General features: G+C 70.0%; 8 protein-coding genes. 6 read left to right on the plus strand and 2 right to left on the minus strand.

The window, feature by feature from the left end:
- Positions 1-51: 51 nt before the first annotated feature.
- The 6 genes from ACQPYK_RS21095 to ACQPYK_RS21120 are packed head-to-tail and all read left to right on the plus strand — an operon-like array spanning position 52 to position 20192.
- Positions 52-1164, plus strand: coding sequence for a tryptophan 2,3-dioxygenase family protein (locus ACQPYK_RS21095; RefSeq protein WP_433257641.1), 1113 nt, complete (start codon positions 52-54; stop codon positions 1162-1164).
- A gap of 37 nt (positions 1165-1201) precedes the next feature.
- Positions 1202-3061, plus strand: coding sequence for a non-ribosomal peptide synthetase (locus ACQPYK_RS21100; protein ID WP_433257643.1), 1860 nt, complete (start codon positions 1202-1204; stop codon positions 3059-3061).
- Complete coding sequence (locus tag ACQPYK_RS21105) at positions 3058-7656, plus strand: amino acid adenylation domain-containing protein (RefSeq protein ID WP_433257645.1); 4599 nt, start codon at positions 3058-3060, stop codon at positions 7654-7656. The genes ACQPYK_RS21100 and ACQPYK_RS21105 overlap by 4 nt, the downstream gene beginning before the upstream one ends.
- 1 nt (position 7657) lies before the next feature.
- Positions 7658-10594 (plus strand): non-ribosomal peptide synthetase, encoded by a 2937-nt coding sequence (locus ACQPYK_RS21110; RefSeq protein ID WP_433257647.1) that lies wholly within the window; start codon positions 7658-7660, stop codon positions 10592-10594.
- Positions 10591-13548 carry a type I polyketide synthase gene (locus ACQPYK_RS21115; protein WP_433257648.1) on the plus strand — a complete coding sequence of 986 codons (2958 nt, stop codon included), beginning with the start codon at positions 10591-10593 and terminating at the stop codon, positions 13546-13548. Before ACQPYK_RS21110 ends, ACQPYK_RS21115 begins: the two co-directional genes overlap by 4 nt.
- Positions 13545-20192, plus strand: coding sequence for a MupA/Atu3671 family FMN-dependent luciferase-like monooxygenase (locus ACQPYK_RS21120; protein WP_433257650.1), 6648 nt, complete (start codon positions 13545-13547; stop codon positions 20190-20192). The genes ACQPYK_RS21115 and ACQPYK_RS21120 overlap by 4 nt, the downstream gene beginning before the upstream one ends.
- Here the strand turns inward: ACQPYK_RS21120 and ACQPYK_RS21125 are convergent.
- Positions 20170-21363, minus strand: a complete 1194-nt coding sequence (locus tag ACQPYK_RS21125; RefSeq protein WP_433257653.1) for a cytochrome P450 — start codon at positions 21361-21363, stop codon at positions 20170-20172. The two genes, ACQPYK_RS21120 and ACQPYK_RS21125, sit on opposite strands and share 23 nt — an antisense overlap.
- Before the next feature lie 130 nt (positions 21364-21493).
- The gene (locus ACQPYK_RS21130) at positions 21494-23479 is read right to left on the minus strand and encodes a carbamoyltransferase family protein (protein ID WP_433257656.1); all 1986 of its coding nucleotides are present in this window, start codon (positions 23477-23479) and stop codon (positions 21494-21496) included.
- Positions 23480-23931 lie beyond the last annotated feature (452 nt).

Below are 23931 nucleotides of genomic sequence, written 5' to 3' on the forward strand. Positions count from 1 at the left end.
GAACTCGCGACTTGGGAGCGGGACGAGCGCGAGTTTCCCTATGCGGAGGTAATGGAGTGCTACCGCACCAGAGGTAAGCAGTTCGTGGCCGGCGTCGTGCTCAAAACGCTCGATGTGGCCCGGGCACGGCTGTCGCCGACGGAGCCGGGGCACGAGGTTCTCATCGGCTTTCTTGATGTGGCTCTGGATAAGTGGGATGAGAGCTACAACTATCTGACCTACCTAGGCATCGACTTGCTCGGCTTGGTGCCCGACGCCGACGGTGCGACCGCGCGGCGCCAGCGCGACGAATGGGTCGGGTTACTCCTCGCCGACCTGCTCGTCTTCGAGACCGGAGCCCGAGACGAGGCGCACGACTGGCTGCCGATGATGCGGCCCGACGCCGACCTGCACAACAAGAGGCTGCGCCTGCTCGAGGCCGCGCTGTCCACGAGCTTCGACGACGGCGATGGCAGTGGCCTGGACGAGCGAGCCAGGCGGCTGCTCCATGAGGCCTCCACCGCGCGGACCCGGACCCTTCTGGTCAGCATGCAGCCCGTCTACGTTGTGCACGACGAGTATCTGTTCATCCGCGTGCTCCAGGCCTTCGAAGTGACCTTCGCAGCGATGGCCGCCGAGCTTCGCGACGCCATCGCGGCGGTGCGGGCCGGGCTGGCAGAGGAGGCAGCGGCCTGCCTCAGGCGCTGCGCCGGCGTGCTGGCGGCGAGCCGTTCCCTGTTCTCGCTGCTGGCGACCATGAGGGCGGAGTCCTTCCGCGCCTTCCGCATCTACACCGTCGGCGCCAGCGCCATCCAGTCGGACAACTACAAGATCTTCGAGGCGTTGTGCTCGCCGCCGCCGCGCTCGCGTATCGACTCTCCGGCGTACGAGTCGGTACCGGTCATCAGGGATCGCGTGCTGGGGGAGTGGCTCGATCTGACCTCGGCCGTCGAAGAGTCGCTGGCTCGGGGCGTACTGGACCCGGAGGGGCGTGACCTCGTCGGAGATGCGGCCGGTGAGCTGGAGGACGTCCACCAACGATGGAAGCAAACGCATTGGAAGCTGGCGGTCCGCATGATCGGGGAAGAGAGCGGGACCGGATACACGGTCGGTACGCCTTACCTGAAGTCCGCGATCGACAACCGCCTGTTCGTCCGGCTCCATCCGCGAGCCGACCGTGGCTAGGCCCGATGGCCGGGATGGGACAGCGGCCGTCCACGGCATGACCGAGAGGAAGCTGATGACGAACCTGCCCGAGTTGCTGGCCGCCCAAGCCGCGCTCACCCCGGACGCGGTCGCGGTGGTCGTCGGCGAGCAGGAGATCGGTTTCAGGGAACTCGACGAGCGGGCCGACCGGCTCGCCCGGCGGCTCACCCGGCGGGGGGCCGGACCGGACGTGCTGGTCGGGCTGTACGTGGGCCGCTCGCTCGACATGATCGTCGCACTGCTCGCCGTACTGAAATCCGGGGCCGCCTACCTGCCGCTGGAGACGGCTTGGCCGACAGAGCGGCTGGCCCAGATTCTCGGCGACGCCCGGCCCCCGCTGGTGCTCACGCAGGAGGCCTTGGCAGCCGAGATTCCGGAATGCGGCGCGGTGACGGTGTGCGTGGACACCCCGGAAGAACCGGGGGATGAGACTCCCAGAGAAGCGGATGCGGAGAACCTCGCTTACGTGATCTATACCTCGGGGTCCACTGGGAGGCCCAAGGGCGTGATGATCGATCATCGGGCGCTGTCGGAGCGAGTGGTGGCCAAGGCAGACCTGTACGGTCTGGCGCCGGGCGATCGTGTTCTGCAGTTCACCGGGCTGGGCTTCGACGCCGCGGCCGACGAGATCTACCCGACCCTGATCTCCGGCGCCGCCCTGGTGGTGCACTCGAACCCGAGCTGGACCTCACCCCTCGAACTACTGGACGAGTGCGAGCGCCGCGGAGTGACCGGCGTCATGCTTCCTCCGGTCTACTTTCGGCTGCTGGTCGAGACGCTGGCCTTGACGGGGCGTTCGATGTCCTGGATGCGGCTGTTCATTACCGGCGGCGAGAGCATCCCGGTCGACCGGCTGGTGGAGTGGGCGCGCCTGGCCGGCTCGGAGCACCGCTTCTTCTACGCCTACGGCCCGACCGAGACCACGATCGCCGCCACCATGTACGAGGCGCCGATGGATCCGGCGCGGCTTGCGAAGCTGGAACGGGTGCCCATCGGACGGGCGCTGCCACGCACCGGCACGCACGTCCTGGACGCTGAGCTGGAACCCGTCCAGGCCGGGACGGTCGGGGAGCTGTGGGTCACCGGAGCGGGACTGGCTCGCGGGTACGTCGGCGATGCCGCCCTGACCGCTGAGCGCTTCGTACCCAGCCCTTACGGCCGGGGCGAGCGGATGTACCGGACCGGCGACCTGGCCCGGGTGACGCCCGGGGGCGACCTGGAGTTCGCCGGGCGCGTCGACGACCAGGTGAAGATCCGCGGGTACCGGGTAGACCTGGGCGAGGTGGAGACGGTGCTCGCCACCCACCCCGATCTGGCCCAGGTCGTCGTGACCGCCACCGATGGCCGCCTGGCCGCCTACTGCGTCCCGCGCCTGGATGGCGAGCAGCGGCACGCCCCGCCAGATCCACGCGAGCTACGGCGTTTCGCCGGCGGCAAGCTGCCCGACTACATGGTGCCTTCCGCTTTCGTCTGGCTGGAGGCTCTGCCGCTGACCTCGGGGGGCAAGGTCGACCGTGCCGCGCTGCCCGAGCCGCGCGAGGATGCCACGCTCACCGGCAGCGCTCCCGGCACCCCGATCGAGCAGTTCCTGAGCGAGATCTGGTGCGACCTCCTGGAGCGGGACAGTATCGGCACGAGCGAGGACTTCTTCGAGGCGGGCGGCAACTCGCTGCTGGCCAACCAGGTGGTCGCACGCGTGCGCGACCGCCTCGGCATCGAACTTCCCCTGAGCAGCCTCTTCCGCGTTCCCACCATCGCCGCCCTGGCTGCCGTCATCACGCCACTGGCCCTCGACGACGAGCTGCTGGACCTGCTGGACGAACTGGAGGCGATGCCCGAGGACGCCGCGCTGGCGGAGGCGGAAGGGCAGCAATGATGGCCGATCTCTCCGAGCGGTTGGCCCGGCTGCCCGCGGCCAAACGTGCCCAGTTGGAACGCAGGCTGCTGGAGCGGCAGCGCGCCGCCCGCATCCCGCGCCGCACGGACGAGGGTTCCGCCCCCTTGTCGTACGCGCAGCGCGGCATGTGGTTCCTCGATCGCTGGCAGCCCGGCAGCGTCCTGTACGGCGTGCGCTCGACGTTCCGTCTGAGCGGCCCGCTCGACGTTCCCGCGATGCGCCGCGCACTCAACGCCGTCGTGGCCCGCCACGAGATCCTGCGCACCACGTTCGAAGAGGTCGACGGCCGGCCGGTGCAGCGAGTGGCGCCCGCCGTGACCCTCCCCCTCCCGGTCGTCGACCTCCGGGGGATGTCCCCGGAGCCGCTTCTGGAGGCCGAAGCAGGACACCCGTTCGACCTGGCCGGCGGGCCGATGCTCCGCGCCGCGCTGCTGGTGATCGGCGACGAGGAGCACCTGCTGCTGCTGTCGTTACACCACATCGTGGCCGACGGTTGGTCGCAGGCCGTCCTGGTCCGGGAACTGTCGGAGCACTACGCCGCCTACCGCCAGGGCCGTCCGCCTGCCGTACCGGACCTTCCCCTGCAATACGCGGACTTCGCGGCCTGGCAGGACCGCAGTGTCGGCGATGGCGAGTTGGCCGAGCAACTTCACTGGTGGACCGCGCGCCTGGCAGGCAGCCCGCAGGTGCTGGCCATGCCCTCCGACCGAACCCGACCCGCCGTCCCCAGCTACCGGGGCGGCAACCTGGACCTGCGCATCCCGCCCGAGGTGACGGCCGAGCTCCGCGCGCTGGGCAGGCGTGAGGGCGCCACCTTGCACATGACGCTGCTGTCCGCGCTGCAGGTGCTGCTGTACCGCTACACCGGCCAGAACGACGTGGTCGTCGGTTCCCCGATCGCCGGACGCGTGAGCGGCGATCTGGAGAACCTCATCGGCTGCTTCGTCAACACCCTGGCTCTGCGAACCGACCTCAGCGGTGAGCCGGCGTTCGTCGAGTTGCTCGGGCGGGTGCGTGAGGGGACGCTGGCCGCCTACGCCCATCAGGCTCTGCCGTTCGAGCGGCTGGTGGAGGAGTTGCCGGTCCAGCGTGGCGCCGGGCACACCCCCGTCTACCAGGTCATGTTCGTCATGGAGAATACGCCGCCGGCCAGTTGGGACCTGCCGGGTGTCACAGTCAAGCCGTGGCGCGTCACCAGCCCGGCCCTGCAGTTCGACCTGTCGATGGCGATCAGGGACGACGACGAGAGTCTCGTGGCCACCCTCGACTACAGCACCGATCTGTTCGACGAGCCCACGGTGAGCCGATTTCTGAGCCACTTCAGCACTCTGCTCAGCGGTATCTGCCGCGACCCGGGGCGCCCGATATCCGAGCTGCCCCTGGCCACCCCGCAGGAGGAGCGCGTCGCGCTGGTGGACTGGAACGCCACCCCGCCGCCCGGACGGGGCGATCTGGTGGGGTTGTTCGAGGAGCGCGCCCGCCGCATGCCGGATGCGACGGCCGTCGCTCACCTGGACGAGCGGGTGTCGTACGGCGCGCTGAACGAGCGTGCCAACCAGGTGGCGCACGCGCTGCTGAAACGCGGCATCGGGGACGGATCCAGGGTGGGCCTGTCGGGAGACTGGACGCCGGACCTGGTGGCGGGCCTGCTCGGGGTGCTCAAGGCGGGCGCCGCGTACGTGCCCATGGACCCGGAGTACCCCCCGGCGCGGCTGGCGGGACTGCGCGAGGACGCTGGTGTGAGCCTGGTGCTGACCCAGGATCGCTGGCGCGACCGCCACGGCGATGCCGACGTCCTCTGCCTCGAAACCGACGCTCGCGACCTACCCGAGGACAACCCGCCCGGGTCGGCCGACGACCGGAGTCTCGCCTATGTGATCTTCACCTCGGGGTCCACGGGGCGCCCCAAGGGCGTCGGGGTGCCGCGCGGTGCGGTCGTCGCCTACAGCGCCGCCATCCGGGAGACCCTCGGCCAGGTCGAGGGGTGGAGCTTCGGGTTCCTGGCCGCGCCCGGCACCGACCTCGGCAACACCGCGATCTTCCCCTCGCTGCTGCACGGCGGATGCCTCACGTTGCTGTCGCGCGAGTGCGCCATGGACGGTCACGCCTATGCCGACGCGGTGGCCAGGACGCCGCTCGACGTGCTGAAGACCACCCCGACCCAGATGCGCATGCTGCTGGCACAGGCTCCGGCCGCCCAGGTGCTGCCGGCACAGTGGCTGATCCTCGGTGGCGAGCCGGTCGCGCCGGAACTGTGGCGTGAGCTGAGCGTCGCCGGGTCCTGCCGCTTGCTGTGCCACTACGGCCCCACCGAGGCCACCGTCGGATGCGTCACCTACCACGGTCCCGCGCCCGCCACGGCGACCGTGCCGATCGGGCGGCCGCTGGCAGGCACCAGGGTGTACGTGCTCGACGACAACCTCAAGCCGGTCCCGCCGGGCCTGCCCGGCGAGCTCTGCCTGGCGGGGGCGCAGCTCGCCAGAGGGTACGTGGGAAGGCCGGGGCTCACGGCGGAACGCTTCGTGCCCGACCCGTACGGAGGCGACGGCGGGCGGCTGTATCGCACGGGTGACCTGGCCCGCTGGACCGGAGAGGGGCTGCTGGAGTTCCTCGGCCGGCGAGACCAGCAGGTCAAGGTCCGCGGCCACCGGGTCGAGCTGGGCGAGATAGAGGCCGCCCTCCGAGCCCACCCGCAGGTACGAGACGCCGCTGTGACCGTCTGGGAGCCCGAGCCCGGCGACACGCGCCTGGTCGCGCACGTGGTCGGCGGCGTGGGCGGGCAAGCCTTGCGGGAGTTCGCCGCAGCGCGGCTGCCCGCGCACATGGTGCCGGCCGTCGTGGTGCCGCTGGACGCCCTGCCGATGACGCCCAATGGCAAGCTGGACCGCGCCAGGCTCCCGAAGCCGGAGGATCACGCGGCACCGCTCGTCGCCGGTCTCATGCACGAGCCGATGCTCGACCTGCTGAGCGACATCTGGGGCGAGGTTCTGCGCACCGAGGTCAGGATCGGCCCGGACACCGACTTCTTCGCCGCCGGCGGCCACTCCCTGCTCGCCGCCCAGGTCGTGGCCAGGGTGCGGGCGCTGCTCGGGGTGGAACTGCCGGTGCGCGCCCTGTTCGATGCCCCCACGCTGCGCGCCTTCGCCCGTAGGGCGAGCATCGCGGGCGCCGCCGAGCCGGTCGCCGCCATCGAACCCGCCCGGCGGAACGGACCGATACCGCTGTCCAGCGCGCAGCGCAGGCTGTGGTTCATCGACCAGCTCGACCCGACTGGCACCGTGCATATCGTCGCGATCGCGCTGGACCTCGACGGCGCGCTGCGGGTGGGCGCGCTGCACGCCGCGGTCGAGGCGCTCCGGCGCCGCCACGAGTCGCTGCGCACCACCTTCCGCCGGTCCGGTGGCCGGCTGGAACAGGTGATCTCCGCGTACGAGCCCGCGCCACTGCCCCTCATCGACCTGTCCGGTCTCGGCCCCGATGGGGTAGGAGAGGCGGCGCAGCGGCTGGTGGAGGCAGATGCGGCCCGGCCCTTCGACCTGGAAAGCGGCCCGCTGCTGCGCGTCACCCTGCTGCGTCTGGGCCATGACCGGCACACGCTGCTGGTGATGCTGCATCACATCGTGACCGACGCCTGGTCCATCGACCTGCTCCTCGGCGAGCTGTGGGAGCTGTACCAGTCCCGGGACCTGGCGCCGATGCAGATCCAGTACGCCGACTACGCCATCTGGGAACACGATCGGCTGGCTGCCGGGGCGCTGAAGCAGGCCGAGGAGTACTGGACAGGTCAGCTCGCCGGGGCACCTGGCGTCCTCGACCTGGCCGCCGGCCGTCCACGCTCGGCTGGGCAGGTCTTCTCCAGCGAGACCGCGCCGTTCGAGATGCCGGCCGACGAGGTGGTCGCCTTCAGCAGGCGGGAGGGCGTGACCCCCTTCATGACCGTGCTCGCCGCCTACCTGGTGCTGCTGCGCCGTCGTGCCGGATACCCCGATCTGGTGATCGGAACCGACACGGCCAACCGGGACCGGGTGGAGGTCGAGCGGCTGATCGGGTTCTTCACCAACCTGGTCGTGCTGCGCGCCCATGTCCGTGGCGACGAGACCGTGCGCGAGCTGCTGGCCGAGGTCCGGCGGGTGCTGCTGGACGCGTACACCCACCAGGAGCTTCCCTTCGACCGGTTGGTGGAGTTGGTCAGGCCCGAGCGCCTGCCCGACCGGGCGCCGCTGTTCCAGGTGGAGATCACTTTCCAGCGCGCCACCGACAGGATGCCGGGGCCGCCGGGCTTGACCGTCCGCCCCCGGCGGTTGCACGGAGCGGTCACGACGCTGGACCTGTCGCTCCACGTGGTTCAGACCGAAACGCTCCTGTACGGCGGGCTGACCTACAACGCGGGCCTGTTCTCCGCCGCGACGGCCAGGCGGCTGAGCGGGGAACTCCGCATGCTGCTCGACGCCATGGTGTCGGAGCCGGACCGCAGGGTGGACGAGCTGGCGGCGCGGGCGGAACAAGCCTTCTCCCGCGAGCGGTTGTCGGCCGCGCGAGCCACGTTCGACGGCCTGACCCCGGATGGAGGCTGAGATGGACAGCACACTCTCACCGCAGCAGCGACTCATGGCCGCCGCGTCGCCGCCGGACGCGAGTTGCGTGATCGGTATCGACGGTGAGCTGGACGTGGACGGTCTGCGTGCGAGGTTGGAGCGCGTCGCGCTGCGGCACGACCTGCTGGGCGCGCACACGTTCCACCAGCACGACGGGGACGCGTTCCACTTGGACAAGTACGCCAGGCGCGGGAACGAGTCACCGCTGCACGCCACGCTGGTCAGGCGGGAGCCGTTCAGGCACGAGCTGGTGCTGACGCTGCCGGCTCTGCGCACCGACGCCCGCGGGCTGCGCAATCTCTTCCACGAGGTCGCCAATGGTGACGAGCGCGAGGTCGTGAAGTACGCGCAGGTCGCCGCGTGGCAGAACGCCTTGATCGAGCAGAACCCGGCGACGCCCGCGCTCCCCGCGCCGCTGCCGTTCGAGCCCGGCGGTGACTCGCCGCGCGGACCGGCAGCACGCTCGGTGGACGTGGACCCGGACGACCTCGACGCCGCGGCGGCCCGCTGCGGTGTCAGCACGCCGGACTTCCTGCTCGCCTGCTGGACGACGCTGATATGGCAGCAGACAGGTACGGCGGAGCCGGTCGTCGGGCTGGTCTGCGACGGGCGGGTCTACCAGGAGCTCGAACCGGTGATCGGCCCCTTGGCCAAGTCGCTGCCCGTGGTCGCCCGGCTCGCGGACACCGACCCGTTCGGGCAGGTCGCCGCGCGGATCCGGCACGCCGTCAGTGAGGCGCTGGAGGGTGAGTCGTTCTGGGACCCCGCCGCGTCCGATTCGGCGTGGGGCTTCGAGTACGTGGACCTGCCGTCGCCGGTCGAGTCGGGCGGGGCGGTGTTCACGCTGCTGGACCACTTCGCCTGGACGGTGCCCATCGGCGTGCAGCTGCGCTGCCAGCGCGGCACGCACGGGCTGCGGCTGACGCTGGAGTTCGAGCAGGCACACGCTGACGCGGCGATGATGGACTGCCTGCTGGAAGAGCTGGTGGCGCTGGCGCGAAACGCGCAGCCCGAGACGGCTCTCGGCGCGCTCAGCGCGGTCGGTCCTGCACAGGCAGAACGCCTGGCCGGGTTCAACAGGACCGCGGTGGAGTTCGCCGACGCTCGCTGCGCGCATGAGCTCTTCGAGGAGCAGGCGGCCAAGGATCCCGCCCGCACCGCTGTGACGGCCGACGGTACGGACACCTCCTACGGTGAGCTCAACGCTCGTGCCAACCACCTGGCCCGGCGGCTGGTGGAACTCGGGGCAGGGGCCGAGACGCTGGTCGGGCTGTGTCTGGAGCGCGGGCTCGACATGCTCGTCGCGGTGCTCGCCGTCCACAAGGCGGGTGCTGCCTACGTCCCGATCGATCCCTCCCATCCGGCCGAACGGATCCAGCTCATCGTCGAGGACACCAGCCTGCCGATCATGATCGCGCGGGACGAGGAGTCTGCGATCCTCCGTGCGTACGGCGGGCGTACGGCGCTCGTGGGCGGCAGCCAGGGCGCCGACGGGCGAAACCTCGACCTGGACATCGACCCCGATCAACTCGCCTACGTGATCCATACGTCCGGCTCGACCGGCCGGCCCAAGGGCGTGCAGGTCTCCCACCGGGCATTCGCCAACTTCCTCCACGCGATGCGCCTTCGGCCGGGAATCGCCGCCGACGACAGCCTGGTGGCTGTCACCACCCTGTCCTTCGACATCTCCGGGCTGGAGTTGTACCTACCCCTGACCGTCGGGGCGCGCGTCACCATCGCGGACAGGGCGACCGCCGCCGACCCCGCCGCGTTGAGCGCTTTGCTGGACGCCACCGGGGCCACGATGCTGCAGGCCACCCCCGTCACCTGGCGGATGCTGGTCACCTCCGGATGGGCGGGCAGGCCTGAGCTGACCGCCCTGGCGGGAGGAGAGGCCCTGCCGCCAGAGCTGGCTGCGGAACTGCGGCCCCGAGTGCGCGCCCTGTGGAACATGTACGGCCCGACCGAGACCACCATCTGGTCCACCTGCGGCGTGGTGGGATCAGGGCCGATGACGGTGGGGCTGCCCATCGCCAACACCTGCGTGCACGTGCTGGACGACGAGCTGCGGCCGCTCGCGATCGGCCTGACCGGTGAGGTGTACATCGGTGGCAGCGGGCTGGCCCGGGGGTACGCGGGCCGTCCAGGGCTGAGTGCCGAGCGGTTCGTCCCGGACCCGTTCTGCGGTGGGCGGATGTACCGGACCGGGGACCTGGCAAGGCTCGACCCGCACGGTCGCTTGCGGATCGTCGGCCGGTCCGACGGGCAGGTGAAGATCCGGGGGTTCCGGATCGAGCTGGGTGAAGTGGAGAGCGTGCTGGCACGGCACCCCGCCGTACGCGCCGCCGTGGTGACCACCGCGGCCGAGCCTTCTGGCGGGCTGCGGCTGGACGCGCATGTGCTGCCGGCGCCCGGCGCGCTCGCCACGGCCGGCGAGCTGCGCTCTTACCTGCGCCAGCGGCTGCCTGAGCCGATGGTGCCGGCGCGGATCGGGATCGTCGGGGCGCTGCCGCTGACCGCCAACGGAAAGATCGACAGAGCGGCACTGCCGGAGGTCGGCGTCGAGGTCGGCGGCGGGCACGTGCCGGCGGGCACCGGACTGGAGCATGCCCTCGCTGGGATCTGGCGTGAGGTGCTCGGTATGGAGGCGGTCGGGGTGACCGACAACTTCTTCGACCTCGGCGGGCACTCGGTACTGCTGGTGCAGATGAGCAGCCTGGTGGCGGAACGCCTGAGCATGGAGATCACACCACTGACGATCTTGGAACACCCGACCGTCGCGTCGCTGGCCCGCCACCTGTCTCTCGGGGAGCCGGGCACGGCGGAGCGGCCGGACATCGGTGAGACGGACGAGGCGAGAGCGGCCGGAGGGCGGGAGCGTCTGCTTCAGCGCCGGACAAGGACGGAGAGACAGTGAGCGCCACCGACATCGCGGTCATCGGTATGGACGGCCGTTTTCCCGGAGCCAGGGGTATCGACGAGTTTTGGATCATGCTCCGCGACGGGGTCGAGGGCATCACGTTCTTCACCGAACAGGAGCTCCTTGAGGAGGGCGTTCCGCCGGAGGTCGTGAACGGCTCGCGCTACGTGCCGGCCAAGGGCATCCTGCCCGACTCGGACCTGTTCGACGCCGCCTTCTTCGGCTACAGCCCGCGCGAGGCGAGCATCATCGACCCGCAGCAGCGGCTCTTCCTCGAATGCGCCTGGCATGCGCTCGAACACGCCGGTATCGCTCCGGCCGACACCAAGGCCGCCATCGGCGTGTACGGCGGCTCCAGCGCCGGTTCGTACCTGCCGCTCTCGCCCCGCGACCTGGCGCGCCGGAACGACGCCCACGACATCGTGCTCGGCAACGACAAGGACCAGCTCACCACCCGCACCTCCTACAAGCTCGACCTGCGCGGCCCGAGCGTCTGTGTGCAGACGGCCTGTTCGAGCTCGCTGGTCGCGGTGCACACCGCGGTGCAGGCCTTGCTGGCTGGGGATTGCGACGTGGCGCTGGCCGGCGGGGTGTCGATCGCGTTCCCGAAGGTGGAGGGCTACACCTTCCACGACGAGGGCATCTACTCCCACGACGGCCACTGCCGGGCCTTCGATGCCGGTGCCAACGGCACGGTTCACGGCGACGGTGTCGGGTTGGTCGTTCTCAAGCTGCTCACGGCCGCGCTGGAGGACGGTGACAACGTCCACGCGGTGATCAAGGGCACAGCCGTCAACAACGATGGAGCCGCCAAGGTCGGCTACACCGCGCCGAGCGTCTCCGGGCAGGCAGCGGTGATCAGGGCGGCGCAGCAGGTGGCTGATGTGACGCCGGAGACGATCAGCTACGTCGAGGCGCACGGCACCGGGACCGCGCTCGGCGACCCGGTCGAGGTGGCCGGTCTGACCAGGGCCTTCCGCGCGGGGACGGACCGCACGGGCTTTTGCGCCCTCGGGTCGGTCAAGAGCAACATCGGGCATCTGGATGTCGCGGCGGGTATCGCGGGCCTGATCAAGACCGTGCTGGCGCTCAAGAACGAGCTCATTCCGGCAAGCCTGCACTTCCAGAGCCCGAACCCGGCCATGAAGATCAACGACAGTCCGTTCTTCGTCAACGCCGAGGCCAGGCCGTGGCCGTCGGGGGACGTGCCCCGCCGGGCCGGCGTCAGCTCGTTTGGCCTGGGTGGCACCAACGCCCATGTCATCCTCGAAGAGGCTCCGCCGGCCCTCACGGCGGAGAGACCGGCCGAGGCGCTCCACGAGGTGCTGCTGCTGTCGGCCAAGACGCCCGCAGCCCTGGCGGAGATGACCGCCGACCTGACGGCCCGCCTGCGCGCCACCCCGGAGGTCGACCTCGCCGACGTGGCCTGCACGACGCAGGTGGGGCGGACCGCCCTCGAGTATCGCCGCTTCGCCGTCTGCCAGGACGTCGTCGAGGCCGTCAGCGGCCTGGCCACCGCGCCGGTCAGGCGCCGCCCGGCCATCGCCCCGCCAGTGGTGTTCATGTTCCCTGGCCAGGGCGCGCAGTACGCGGGCATGGGCGCCGAACTGTACGACAGCGAGCCCCGCTTTCGCGAGGAGATCGACCGCTGCAGCGAGTACGTCGACCTTCGCGGGAAATTGTTCGCCCCGGGCGGTGACCTCGACGAGACCGCCGTCGCCCAGCCCGCCCTGTTCATCGTCGAGTACTCCCTGGCCCGCCTCTGGCAGTCCTGGGGCGTCGAGCCGCGCGCCTACCTCGGCCACAGCATCGGCGAGTACGTGGCCGCCTGCCTGGCCGGAGTGTTCACCCTGCCCGACGCGCTCACCCTGGTCACCGCGCGCGGCCGGTTCATGCAGCAGGCACCGAGAGGTGCGATGCTCAGCGTCCAGCTTTCGGAGGAGGAGCTGGGCACGCTGACGCCCGGCCTCTCCGTCGCGGCCGTCAACGCGCCCGGTCTGTGTGTGGTCTCCGGCCCCGAGCCCGCCATCGACGAGCTCGCAGTACGGCTGGCGGAACGGCAGGTCGCCTGCCGTCGGCTACGCACGTCGCACGCCTTCCACTCGGCCATGATGGAGCCGGCAGCCAGGCAGTTGCGCGATCTGGTCGGACGGATGACTGTCCGGCCGCCGGTGACCCCGTTCGTGTCCAACGTGACCGGCGAGTGGATCACCGACGAGCAGGCCACCGACCCCGGTTACTGGGCCGAGCACACCCTCAGCCCGGTCAGGTTCGCCGACGGCCTGGCCACCGTGCTCCGCGACGGCGCGCACACCTTGCTCGAAGCGGGCCCGGGGCAGGCGCTGTCCACCCTGGCCAGGATGGCGGCCGTGGACGGCACAGCCGTCGTGCCCTCGATGCGCCATCCTCTCTCGCCCGCTTCGGACGCGGCGGTCTTGCAGGAGGCGGCCGGGCTGCTGTGGGCGGCCGGCGCGTCGATCGACTGGCGTCGCAGGAACGCTCACCGCCGTCGTCGCCGCGTGCCGCTGCCGCCGTACCCCTTCCAGCATCAGCGCTACTGGCTGGACGACGTCCGGGTCACCGGAACTGAGCCCCGCGCCGCGATCGCCACGGTCTCGCACCACGAGGTGGAGACCGAGCCGGGTGCGGATCCGTTCGTCGGCTCAGGTCCGTCCGATGACACGCAACGGGCCGTCGCGGCGATCTGGTCCGACCTGCTCGGCGTCCCCACGATCAGCCCCGGTGACAACTTCTTCGATCTCGGCGGCCATTCACTGCTGGGCACCCGGCTGACCACGCGCCTTCGGGAGGCGTTCAGCGTGGAGGTCAGGCTGAGGGACTTGTTCGACGCACCGACCATGGGCGCTCAGGCAGAACTGGTGAACGTGCTCCGCGAGGCGGGCCAGTGCCGTGTCGCCGGGACGGACGGCTACGAGGAGGGGGAGCTGTGAAGCCCATCGACCTGTTGTCCCGGTTGCGCGCGGCCGGAGTGGACCTCTGGGTGGACGGCGAGCGCCTGCGCTTCAGCGCGCCGCCCGGCGCCCTCACCCCCGAGCTGAGGAACGCGCTGGGCGAGCATCGGGCGGAGGTGATGGATCTGCTCCGCCGGGCCCCCGGCCCGGCTGCGGCCATCGCCCGCGCCGAGCGTGGTGAACCGCTGTCGGTGTCCTTCCCGCAGCGGCGGATGTGGTTCTTCGAGCAGGTGCACCCGGGCACCGCCACCTACCACATGACGGCCTCCTCACGGATCACCGGCGACCTCGACGTGGACGCCTTGCACCGCGCATTCACCGCACTGGCCGACCGCCACGAGACTCTGCGCACCGCGTTCGAGCTCCGTGAGGACGACCCGGTGCAGCTCATCGCGGATTCCGTGGACATACCGCTGCCCGTGATCGACCTGACGGCACTGGAGGATGACCAACGCCGGCTGGAAGCCGACCGCCTGCTGGCCGCCGAGTGCGCGCGCCCCTTCGACCTGGCCGAGGCGCCGTTGCTGCGGACCACGTTGCTGCGGATGGATGACGACGTTCACGTGCTGACGCTCACCATCCACCACATCATCGCCGACATGTGGTCCCTGGACGTGCTGATGAGGGAGCTGGCGGCCTTGTACGCGGGGGAGGAGCCGCCGCCGCTCCCCGTCCAGTACGCCGACTTCGCCGTCTGGCAGCGCTCCCTGCTACAGGGGGAGGCGATGGGTGGCCAGCTCGACTACTGGACCGGGCACCTGGCGGGCGCGCCGTCCTTCCTCGAACTGCCGACCGACCGGCCCCGGCCCCAGACCAGCAGCTTCGCGGGCGGGCGGCAGAGCGCTGAACTGCCGGCCGATCTCGTCGCCGGGATGGACGCGCTGTGCCGGCGCGAAGGCGCCACCCGCTTCATGGGCCTGCTGGCAGCGTTCGCCGTACTGCTGTCGCGCTATTCCGGCGAAACCGACCTTCTGCTCGGTTCGCCCATCGCCAACCGGACGCGGGCCGAGACGGAGAACCTCATCGGCTTCTTCGTCAACACGCTGGTGCTGCGCGTCGACCTGTCCGGAGCTCCTACCTTCACCGAACTGCTCCGCCGCGTGCGCGAGGTCGCGCTGGGCGCGTACGAGAACCAGGACGTGCCGGTCGAGCGATTGGTCGAGGTCCTGCACCCGCGCCGGGACGCGTCCAGGCCGCCGCTGTTCCAGACGATGTTCACCCTGCAGAACACGGACATGTCGCCGCTGGAGCTGGCGGGGCTGGCCATCGAGCCGCTGCCGGGCCGCCGGACCGCGACCGAGTTCGACCTGACGCTGGAGTTCGTCGACTCCGGCACCGAGTCGCGCGCCAACGTCCAGTACAACGCCGACATCTTCGACGACGACACCATGCGCAGGTTGCTCGGCAACTGGCGGACACTGCTGGAAGCCGCTGTCGCCGACCCAGAACGGGTCGTGAGCGAGCTGCCGACGGTGTCCGGTGAGGAGCGGGCCCTCCTGCTGGACGACTGGAACGCCACGGCCGAGCCGTACCCGATCTCCTGCGTGCACGAACGCGTCGCGGCTCAGGCACGGCTCACCCCCGACGCGCCCGCTGTGCACTTCCGCGATCGCGAGCTCACCTACGCCGAGCTCGACGGCGCCGCCGACGCCTTGGCCGCGCGGCTGAGCGCGGTGGGCGTCCGGGGCGGGCCGCCGGTCGCCGTCTGCGTCGAACGCTCGCCCGAGATGATCGTGAGCCTGCTGGCGGTACTGAAGGCCGGCGCCGCCTACCTGCCCATCGACACCACGCTGCCGCCGGAACGCCTGTCCTACATGCTCCAGGACGCCGGGGTTTCCGTGGTCGTCACCAGCGACGCTCAGCGGCATCGCTTCGCGGACATGCCCGTCAGGCAGGTCCTCGCGGACGTGGACGACGGCGGCCCACGCGTCTCCGATCCGGTGTCAGTATCGGCGTCCGATCTGGCATACGTCATCTACACCTCCGGCTCCACCGGCAGACCCAAGGGCGTCATGCTGGAGCACGGGAACCTGGCCAACTTCCTGTCGGCCATGGACGACGTCCTCGACGAGCGCGAGCCGGGCGTCTGGCTCGCGTTGACCGGTGTGTCGTTCGACATCGCCGTGCTGGAACTGCTCTGGCCGCTGACCCGCGGCTGGCAGGTGGTCGTCCAGGACGACGGCGATGTGCTACCCGGCGGCGGAGCCCGCGCCTCGGTCGGCACGCTCGACTTCGGACTGTTCTACTTCGCCGTCAGCGAGGATCAGGGCGACGGCTATCGGCTCCTGGTCGAGGGCGCCAAGTTCGCCGACCGGAACGGGTTCACCGCTGTCTGGACTCCGGAGCGGCACTTCGACCCGTTCGGTGGCTTCTACCCCAATCCTTCGGTGACGTCCGCAGCCCTGGCCACGATCACCCAACGGATCCAGCTCCGCGCGGGCAGCGTCGTCCTGCCGCTCCACAACCCGATCCGGGTGGCCGAGGAGTGGGCGGTGGTGGACAATCTGTCCGGTGGCCGGGTGGGCATCTCCTTCGCACCCGGGTGGCACGCCGACGACTTCGTCCTCGCTCCGGACCCCGGCGTCTACGGCAGGCGTAAGGACGCCATGCTGGCCGACATCGAGGCCGTCCGCGCGATGTGGCGCGGCGACCCCGTCACGGCGGCCAACGGCGTCGGGCGCGAGGTGGAGAAGCGAACCTACCCGCGGCCGGTACAGCCCGAGCTGCCGTTCTGGCTCACCGCCGCGGGCAACCCCGAGACCTTCCGCCAGGCGGGAGAGCTCGGCGCCAGGCTCCTGACCCACCTGCTCGGCCAGAGCGTGGACGAGCTCGTCGACAAGATCGCCGTGTATCGGCGCGCCTGGCGGGCCGCGGGCCACGAGGGTGACGGCCACGTCACGCTCATGGTCCACGCTTACGTCGGCACCGACGCGACCACCACGAAGAAGACGGTGCGCGAACCGTTCCGCGACTACCTCAGAAGCTCCTTCGGCCTGGTACAGGCGCTGGCGCCTAGCCTGGGCATCGACGGCGAACCGACGGAGGAGGATGTCGAGGCCCTGCTCGACCACGCCTTCGAGCACTACTACGACGGTGGCGCCCTCATGGGAACGCTGGAGGAATGCACGGCCATGGCCGAGCGGCTGCGCTCCGGCGGCGTCGACGAGCTCGCCTGTCTGATCGACTTCGGCATTCCTTCCGACGACGTGCTGGCCGGCCTGCCACTGCTGGACCAGGTACGCGTGCGCATGCGGGTCCCCGACGCCGGAACGGCCGAGGCCGACTACTCCGTCGCCGCCCAGATCGAGCGCCACGGCGTCACCCACATCCAGTGCACGCCGTCCCTCGCCGGCATCCTCGTCGCCGACCCCGCCACGCGGCAGGCGCTGAGCGGAGTGGGCACCTTGCTGATCGGGGGTGAGGCGTTGCCGCCGGCGCTGGCCGCCGCCGTCCCCTGCGCCGCACTCCGCAACATGTACGGTCCGACGGAGACGACCATCTGGTCCACCACGAGCCTCGTCACTAGCGAGGTCTCCATCGGCAGGCCCATCGCCAACACCACCGTCTACATCCTCGACGACGACCTGGGCCCGCTGCCCGTCGGTGTGCCCGGCGAGTTGTACCTGGGCGGGCTCGGGGTGGCGCGTGGGTATCTGAACCGCCCCGGCCTGACCGCCGACCGCTTCAGGCCCTCGCCGTACACACCGGGAGCGCGGCTCTATCGCACCGGTGATCGCGCCCGGTACCTGCCCGACGGGCGCATCGAGTTCCTCGGGCGGGTGGACCGACAGGTCAAGCTCGGCGGCCACCGGATCGAGCTCGGCGAGATCGAAAGCGTCCTGCTCGATCATCCTGCGGTACGGCAGGCCGCGGTGATCGCCGACGACCACCTCGTGGCCTATCTGGTCGCCGCGGGCACGCCCCCGGCGCCGGAAGAACTGCGCAAGGCCTTGCTGCGCACGCTGCCCGAGGTGATGGTCCCAGCCGTCCTCATCTGGCTGGATGCCCTGCCGCTCAACTCCAGCGGCAAGGTCGACTACCAGGCGCTGCCCGACCCCGACTCCACCGAGGGCCAGCGCTCCATCCGAGCTGCGGTGACGCAGGCTCGGTACGTGCCGCCCGGCGACGAGCTGGAGGCGACGATCGCCGGGATCTGGCAGGACGTGCTCAAGGTCGACCAGGTCGGCATGCGCGACACGTTCTTCGACCTGGGCGGGCACTCGCTGATGGCGATCCAGATGGTCTCGCGCCTGCGTGCCGCTCTGGGGAAGGAGGTGACGCTGCGTACCGTTTTCGAGTCGGCCACCGTAGGCGACCTCGCCGAGCGCGTGCGCGCCATAGACGGCGGGCTGCCCATGACCGTGATCCCTCCGCTGCTGCCCGCCGGCCGGGAGGGCGTGCTGCCGCTGTCCCACGCGCAGCAGCGCATGTGGTTCTTCGACCAGCTCAACCCCGGGATCACCGCCTATCATCTGTCGGCAGCGCTGCGCCTGCGCGGCGATCTCGACGCGGGCGCGCTGCGCCGAGCCTTCAACGAGATCGTCGGCAGGCACGAGGTCCTCAGGTCCAACGTCGCCCTCGAGGACGGCGTCCCCGTACAGGTGATCACCCCTGCGCGCCGCATCCCACTGCCGCTCATCGACGTGTCCGGGCTGCCCGCGTCCGAGCCAGAGGCGTTGCGGCTCGCGCTCGACGAGGCACGCAAGCCGTTCGACCTGGAACATGACGCTCTGCTGCGGACCACGCTCGTGCGGGTCGGTGCGCGGGAGCACGTGCTCTTGCTGACGACTCACCACATCGTCTCCGACAGTTGGTCGATCGCGGTCATGGCGCGCGAACTCGGCACGCTGTACGCCGCCTACATCTCCGGCCGGCCATCGCCGCTGCCGCCGCTGCCCGTCCAGTACGCCGACTACGCCATCTGGCAGCGGGACTGGCTGGCCGGACCCGTCATGGACGGGCTCCTGGCGTACTGGCGGGACGCGCTGGAGGGAGCGCCGCCTGTCATGGCGCTGCCCTACGACCGGCCGCGGCCCGAGGTGGCCAGTTATCGTGGCGCGCAGACCTCCTTCCAGATCTCGGCCGAACTCTCGGACGGGCTGAAGACGCTCAGCGCGCGGCTGGACACGACTGTCTTCGTCATCCTGCTGGCCGCCTTCAAGGCGTTGCTGCACCGCTGGTCGGGGGAGGAGCGCATCGTGGTCGGCGTGCCCGTCGCCGGGCGTGACGTCCCCGAGCTGGAACCGCTGATCGGGCTGTTCGGCAACGCCACGGTGCTGCACACCGACGTGGGCGGCGACCCCGCCTTCACCGAACTGCTCGGACGGGTCAAGGACACCGTGCTGGGCGCGTACGATCACCAGAGCCTGCCTGTGGACAAGCTGGTGGCCGACCTGGGAGTGGAACGCGACCTGACGCAGAATCCGCTCTTCCAGGTCATGTTCGTCTACATCAACGACCTGCAGCTCGCACCCGCGATCGCGGGCCTGGAGGTCACGCCGCTCGACGTCCACCAGGGGCATGTCTTCATGGACCTGAACCTGGCCATGGAGGAGTCGTCGGACGGGTTGCGCGGGACCGTCGACTACAGCACCGACCTCTTCAACGAGTCCACCATCAGGTGGCTGCTGGACGCTTTCCAGGACGCGCTGGCCGCCGTACTCGAGGATCCCGAGATCGGGCTGGGCGAGCTTCCGCTGCTTCCGCCGCCCGCGAGCCTGCCGGTCGTGATCGGATCGACGTTCACCGCCCAGTCCGTGGAGGAGCCCCTGGCCTTTTGGAGCGAACGGCTGGATCTCCCCCTCAGCGTGTCGTTCGCGCCGTATAACCAGGCGTTCCAGCAGCTCCTCGATCCGGAAAGCGCCATGGCCGGCAACCACGACGGGGTGAACGTGGTCATGGTGCGGCGGCAGGACTGGCCCGGGAACGAGAACCTCGATGGCGACTTCACCCGAGCGCTCGCGGCCTTTCTGGCGGTACGGCCCAGGCCATTCGTGGTGGTCCTCTGCCCGGACACCGACGGGTCGGACGACAGCTCGTGGCGGGCCCGGTTCGCGAGAGTGCTGGAAGGGCTCGACGGGGTGTATTGCCTGGACGCCGGCGCGATGGCTGGGCTGTACGGAGTGGAGGAGTTCCGGGATCCGGTCAGAGAGGAAGCGGCGAACGTCCCCTACACCCCGGAGTTCTTCGCCGCGCTGGGGACCGGGCTGGCCCGGCAGTTGTCGGCCCTGACCAGCTCCTACCCCGACACAGTCGTCGTCGACGATATGGCTGGACTGCCGCCGCGAGGGTTCGAGCTGATGGCAGAGGCGCTGGTGTCGCTGGCCAACCAGGGACGGCGTGTCTACGTCTGCGCGAACACACTGCCGTCGTCGCTGGATCACCCCCAGATCACGGCGTGGGCGGATGGGCGAACCCTGCTGGAGAAGCTGGACGCGACCGGTGCGGCCGCCGGCGAATGCTTGTTCCTCAGCGGGGACGAGACCCTGTGCGCCCAAGTGCGCGCGGCCCGGCCCGAGATCCTCGTACTCACCTACCCCGGTGCGGAGGCGGAGCTGGAGGCCTTCCTCCACCACACCTGGATCCTCGACCCACCCGGTCTCAGCTTCGCGGAACCGGAGTGAACCGCACGGGTAGCCATCGGATCCCGTTGACGAACGTGGAGGACATGAACTCAGGCGGCGCCATCACCTCGATGTCCGGCACCCGCCGTAGGAGCTCCTCGACCATGATGCGCGTCTGCAGCCTGGCCAGCCGGCTGCCGAGGCAGAAGTGCGGTCCGCCCGCGCCGAACCCGACGTGGTCGTTGGGTGTGCGCGCCACGTCGAAACGGTCAGGATCATGAAAGATCTCGGGATCGCGATTCGCGGCGACGTAGTAGAGCGCGACCCGGTCGCCTTCGGCGATCCGCCGGCCACCGAGGATCGTGTCCCGGGTGGCCGTTCGCTGGAACTGCATGACGGGCGTAACCCAGCGCAGCATCTCCTCCACCCCCGACTCCAGCAGCGCCGGATCCTGCCGCAGTAACTGCCACTGCTGCGGGTTCTCGCTGAGCGCCGCCATTCCTCCGGACAGCAGGTGTCGTGTCGTCAGGTGACCGGCGGTGATGAGCAGGAAGAACAACAACTCGAATTCCCGCCGCGCGTCACGGCCCGCCAAGGCCGGGCTGGCAAGGTATTCGCTGACCAGATCATCCGCTGGCGATCTGCGCCGCCAGTCGGTCAGCTCGTTGGCGTACTCGAGCAGCTGCCGGGCAGCCCTCTCCACCGCGTCGGGGAAGGTCTGTTCCAGCGGGTCGTCCAGGACGGTGGTCAGCCGCCGCACATGCTCCCAGTCGTCCTCGGGAATGCCCATCAGATCGGCGAGGACAGTGAAGGAGAACACCCCGGCGACTTCCTCGGCGAAATCGCACTCGCCCTTCTCGCAGACCCGATCGAGGATCGACGTGCATCTCCGCCGGATTCTTCGCGTCAAACCCTCGATCGCCTGACGCGTGAACCTCTGGCTCACCATTCCGCGCAGCCGAGTGTGGCCCGGGGGATCCAGATTGACCATAGTCCCCGTTTCAACCGACCGCTCGTCGAGAAACGCCCCGTTGCGTTGCGAGGAGAAGGTGTGCCAATCCCGCGATGCTTCGACCACGTCCCGATATCCGGTGACCACCCAGAACGGCGGCAGGTTCTCCCGATGATGCAGGAACACCGGAGACTCCTGGCGCAGCCTCGCGAACACCGCGTGAGGTGGCCCGGCGACGAACGTGTCGGGGTCGGCGAGATCAACCTGCTCGAGCGGCATGCCGTGCCTCCGACTCCCCGGGCGGCCAGAGACGCGACCCTATCCTACGATGTGCTTCCCGGTCTCGCGGAGCCGTCGCGACAACGGCAGGACAGCCGGCGGGGATCCGGCTGTCCTGCCTGGTGTGCTGTCAGGCAGGAGTCGCGCTGGGAGAGTACTGCTGGAGGGGTACGGCCGGCCCGGCCGGTTCGGGCAGGTCCGCCCACCGCATCAGGCCGTGCCTGCGCAGTTCCAGTGCCGCGTCCACCGCCACGTACACGTCGATGCCGAGTTCGGCCGCGATCGTGGTCATCGGCCGCTCACCGTCGGCCAGCTCCAGGATCCTCGCCTCTACGCCCTCGACCTGCCTGCCGCTCCGGCCGGTGGCCAGCGGGCGTAGCGAGTCCAGGTCCGGCGCCTCGATCTCCAGGTCGCCGATGAACAGCCGATCCAGGCGCGCGCCGTACAGGCAGTCCATGGCCTCCTCCGGCCGCTCCACGATCGGCATGCCGCGCAGGTTGAAGGAGGTGTTGAGCACCATTGGAAGGCCGATCTGCCGCTCGACCGCCTCGATCAGCGCGCGGTAGGGGCCGGGGGTGTCCTCGGCAACGGTCTGGATCCTGCAGGTGCCGTCCACATGCACGATCTCGCTGATCGACTCCTGCCGCTCCGGCAGCACCGGGCACACGTGCAGCATGAACGGGCTCTCCTCGGCCGGAACCTCGAAGAAGTCGACGGCCCTTTCGGTCAGAACCGACCCGGCGAACGGGCGGAAGCCCTCGCGAAACTTCACCCTGGCGTTGAGCCTGTCCTTCATGCCCTCGATGCCTGGATGGCACAGGATCGAGCGCGCACCGAGCGCCCTCGGGCCGAACTCGGCGCGGTCCTGGAACCAGCCGATGATCTCGCCGCGCCCGATCGCCGCCGCGGCCGAGGCCACCATGTCGGTGGTGCCGGCGTGCTCGCGGCTGGACAGTTTCCAGTGGTCGGCCATGGCCTTCAGATCGCGTCCGGCCACTCGGGAGGGGCCCAGGTAGACATGCCTGAGCGCCGGGCGGATGGTCGGGGGCAGGCCGATGAGGTTGTGGTAGGCGTACAGGGCGGCGCCGGCGGAGTTGCCGTCGTCGGTGGCGGCGGGGAAGACGAACAGGCGGTCCACCTCGCACTCGCGCAGGATGCGCGTGTTCAAGATCGAGTTGAGGAAGCAGCCGCCGGAGACCACCAGAGAGCGACTGCCGGTCTCGGCCAGCACCCGGCGGGTCAGGTGCAGGCAGGCCTCCTCGAACTCGGCCTGGATCTGGGCGGCGAGGTCGTGGTGGAAGCGCTCGAACGGCGCGCCCGACTTGTGGGGGATCAACCGCAGCTCATCGCCCTCGCGGACGGCTAGCCCCAGTTCGATCAGGGAGTCGGGGGTGCGCGCGAAGCTGAGCGTGCCGTCCGGCAGCACGTCGATGAACAGGTTCTCCTGTGTCATTCGCCGGCCGTAGGAGGCCAGGCCCATGGTCTTGCCGGCGTCGTCGTACACGGTGCCCGACTCGCGGAAGCCGAGGGTCAGGGTGACGACGCGGTACAGCTCGCCCACGCCGTCGGGGTTGGCCGGCAGCCAGGTGTGGCCGTCACGCTGCGTGCCCGCGATGCGGTCGGACTCGCGGAGCATCGAGAAGACCCGCTCGGGTGTCGCGCCCGAACGGAAGTAGAAGGCGCTCTCACGCTCGCGTCCCGCGCCGACCCGCGAGCCGTAGGCGTCGATGATGAGGGATGCGGCCTCGTCGAATCCCGAGGAGTAGAAGGCAGAGGCGGCGTGGGCCAGGTGGTGGCTGGGGTGCGGCAGGTGCAGTGACCGCTCGGGCGGCGCCATCAGGCCCAGCACCCGATTCAGCCGCGACTCCTCCTGCTCGTCGCGGGCTTCGGTGGAGGAGGAGATCCAGTAATCGATGTCGGAGGCCTGAATTCCGGCATCGGCCAGCATTTCCTGGGTGAGGTCGGACATCGCCGCCGCGTAGGCGTGAATGGGAACGGTTCCGTGTTTCACCCGTGAGGTGCGTTCGAGGGCGAGTGCGGATCGAATGACGCCGTCCTCGACCAGGCACACGCTGCTGTCGTGGCTTATGTTGAAGCCGATGATCCGCGTTGTCATGGGTCCTCAGTCAATCTCGAGTGGGCTGAATTATCGGACGTCATTACCGGCCGTGGTGCGGCCGCTAAGGCGGAGAAATTCAATGGGCAAACGGGGAAAGGAAGACGTCGCGGTTGAACGGCGCCGGCGCGGCACCCTGCGGATGATCGATGGTAGGCATCGCGTTCGGGCGGCGCGACCACGGAGTGAACAGCGCACCGGATCCGGTTCCCCGGTGGAGATGACGGAGGGTCTTTTCTGCGCGGTGTCAAGACCACCGTCGAGCACACGCTGGCGCTCGGTCAGGCAGCGTTCAACCAGGGACGGTCAGCACTTGGACGCCGGGTGCTGTTGCGGCACCTTGAAGGTGTTCAGTTACTCGACGACGTTCGCCGCTGGATGACCAGGGCCGTGCGGGCGGGCAACTGGTCATCCGGCTGTCGCCGGTCTACTGTCTGGGCTTGCCCAGTATG

It is taken from the genome of Streptosporangium sp. CA-135522, assembly GCF_050949235.1.
GTDB lineage: Bacteria > Actinomycetota > Actinomycetes > Streptosporangiales > Streptosporangiaceae > Streptosporangium.

What these genes read in the sequence shown, in the direction of transcription:
- ACQPYK_RS21100 (WP_433257643.1), top strand. Translation starts at nt 1,202, where the DNA reads ATGACCGAGAGGAAGCTGATGACGAACCTGCCCGAGTTGCTGGCCGCC.
- ACQPYK_RS21125 (WP_433257653.1), bottom strand. Translation starts at nt 21,363, where the DNA reads ATGCCGCTCGAGCAGGTTGATCTCGCCGACCCCGACACGTTCGTCGCC.
- ACQPYK_RS21095 (WP_433257641.1), top strand. Translation starts at nt 52, where the DNA reads ATGGAGTGCTACCGCACCAGAGGTAAGCAGTTCGTGGCCGGCGTCGTG.
- ACQPYK_RS21130 (WP_433257656.1), bottom strand. Translation starts at nt 23,479, where the DNA reads ATGACAACGCGGATCATCGGCTTCAACATAAGCCACGACAGCAGCGTG.
- ACQPYK_RS21105 (WP_433257645.1), top strand. Translation starts at nt 3,058, where the DNA reads ATGATGGCCGATCTCTCCGAGCGGTTGGCCCGGCTGCCCGCGGCCAAA.
- ACQPYK_RS21110 (WP_433257647.1), top strand. Translation starts at nt 7,658, where the DNA reads ATGGACAGCACACTCTCACCGCAGCAGCGACTCATGGCCGCCGCGTCG.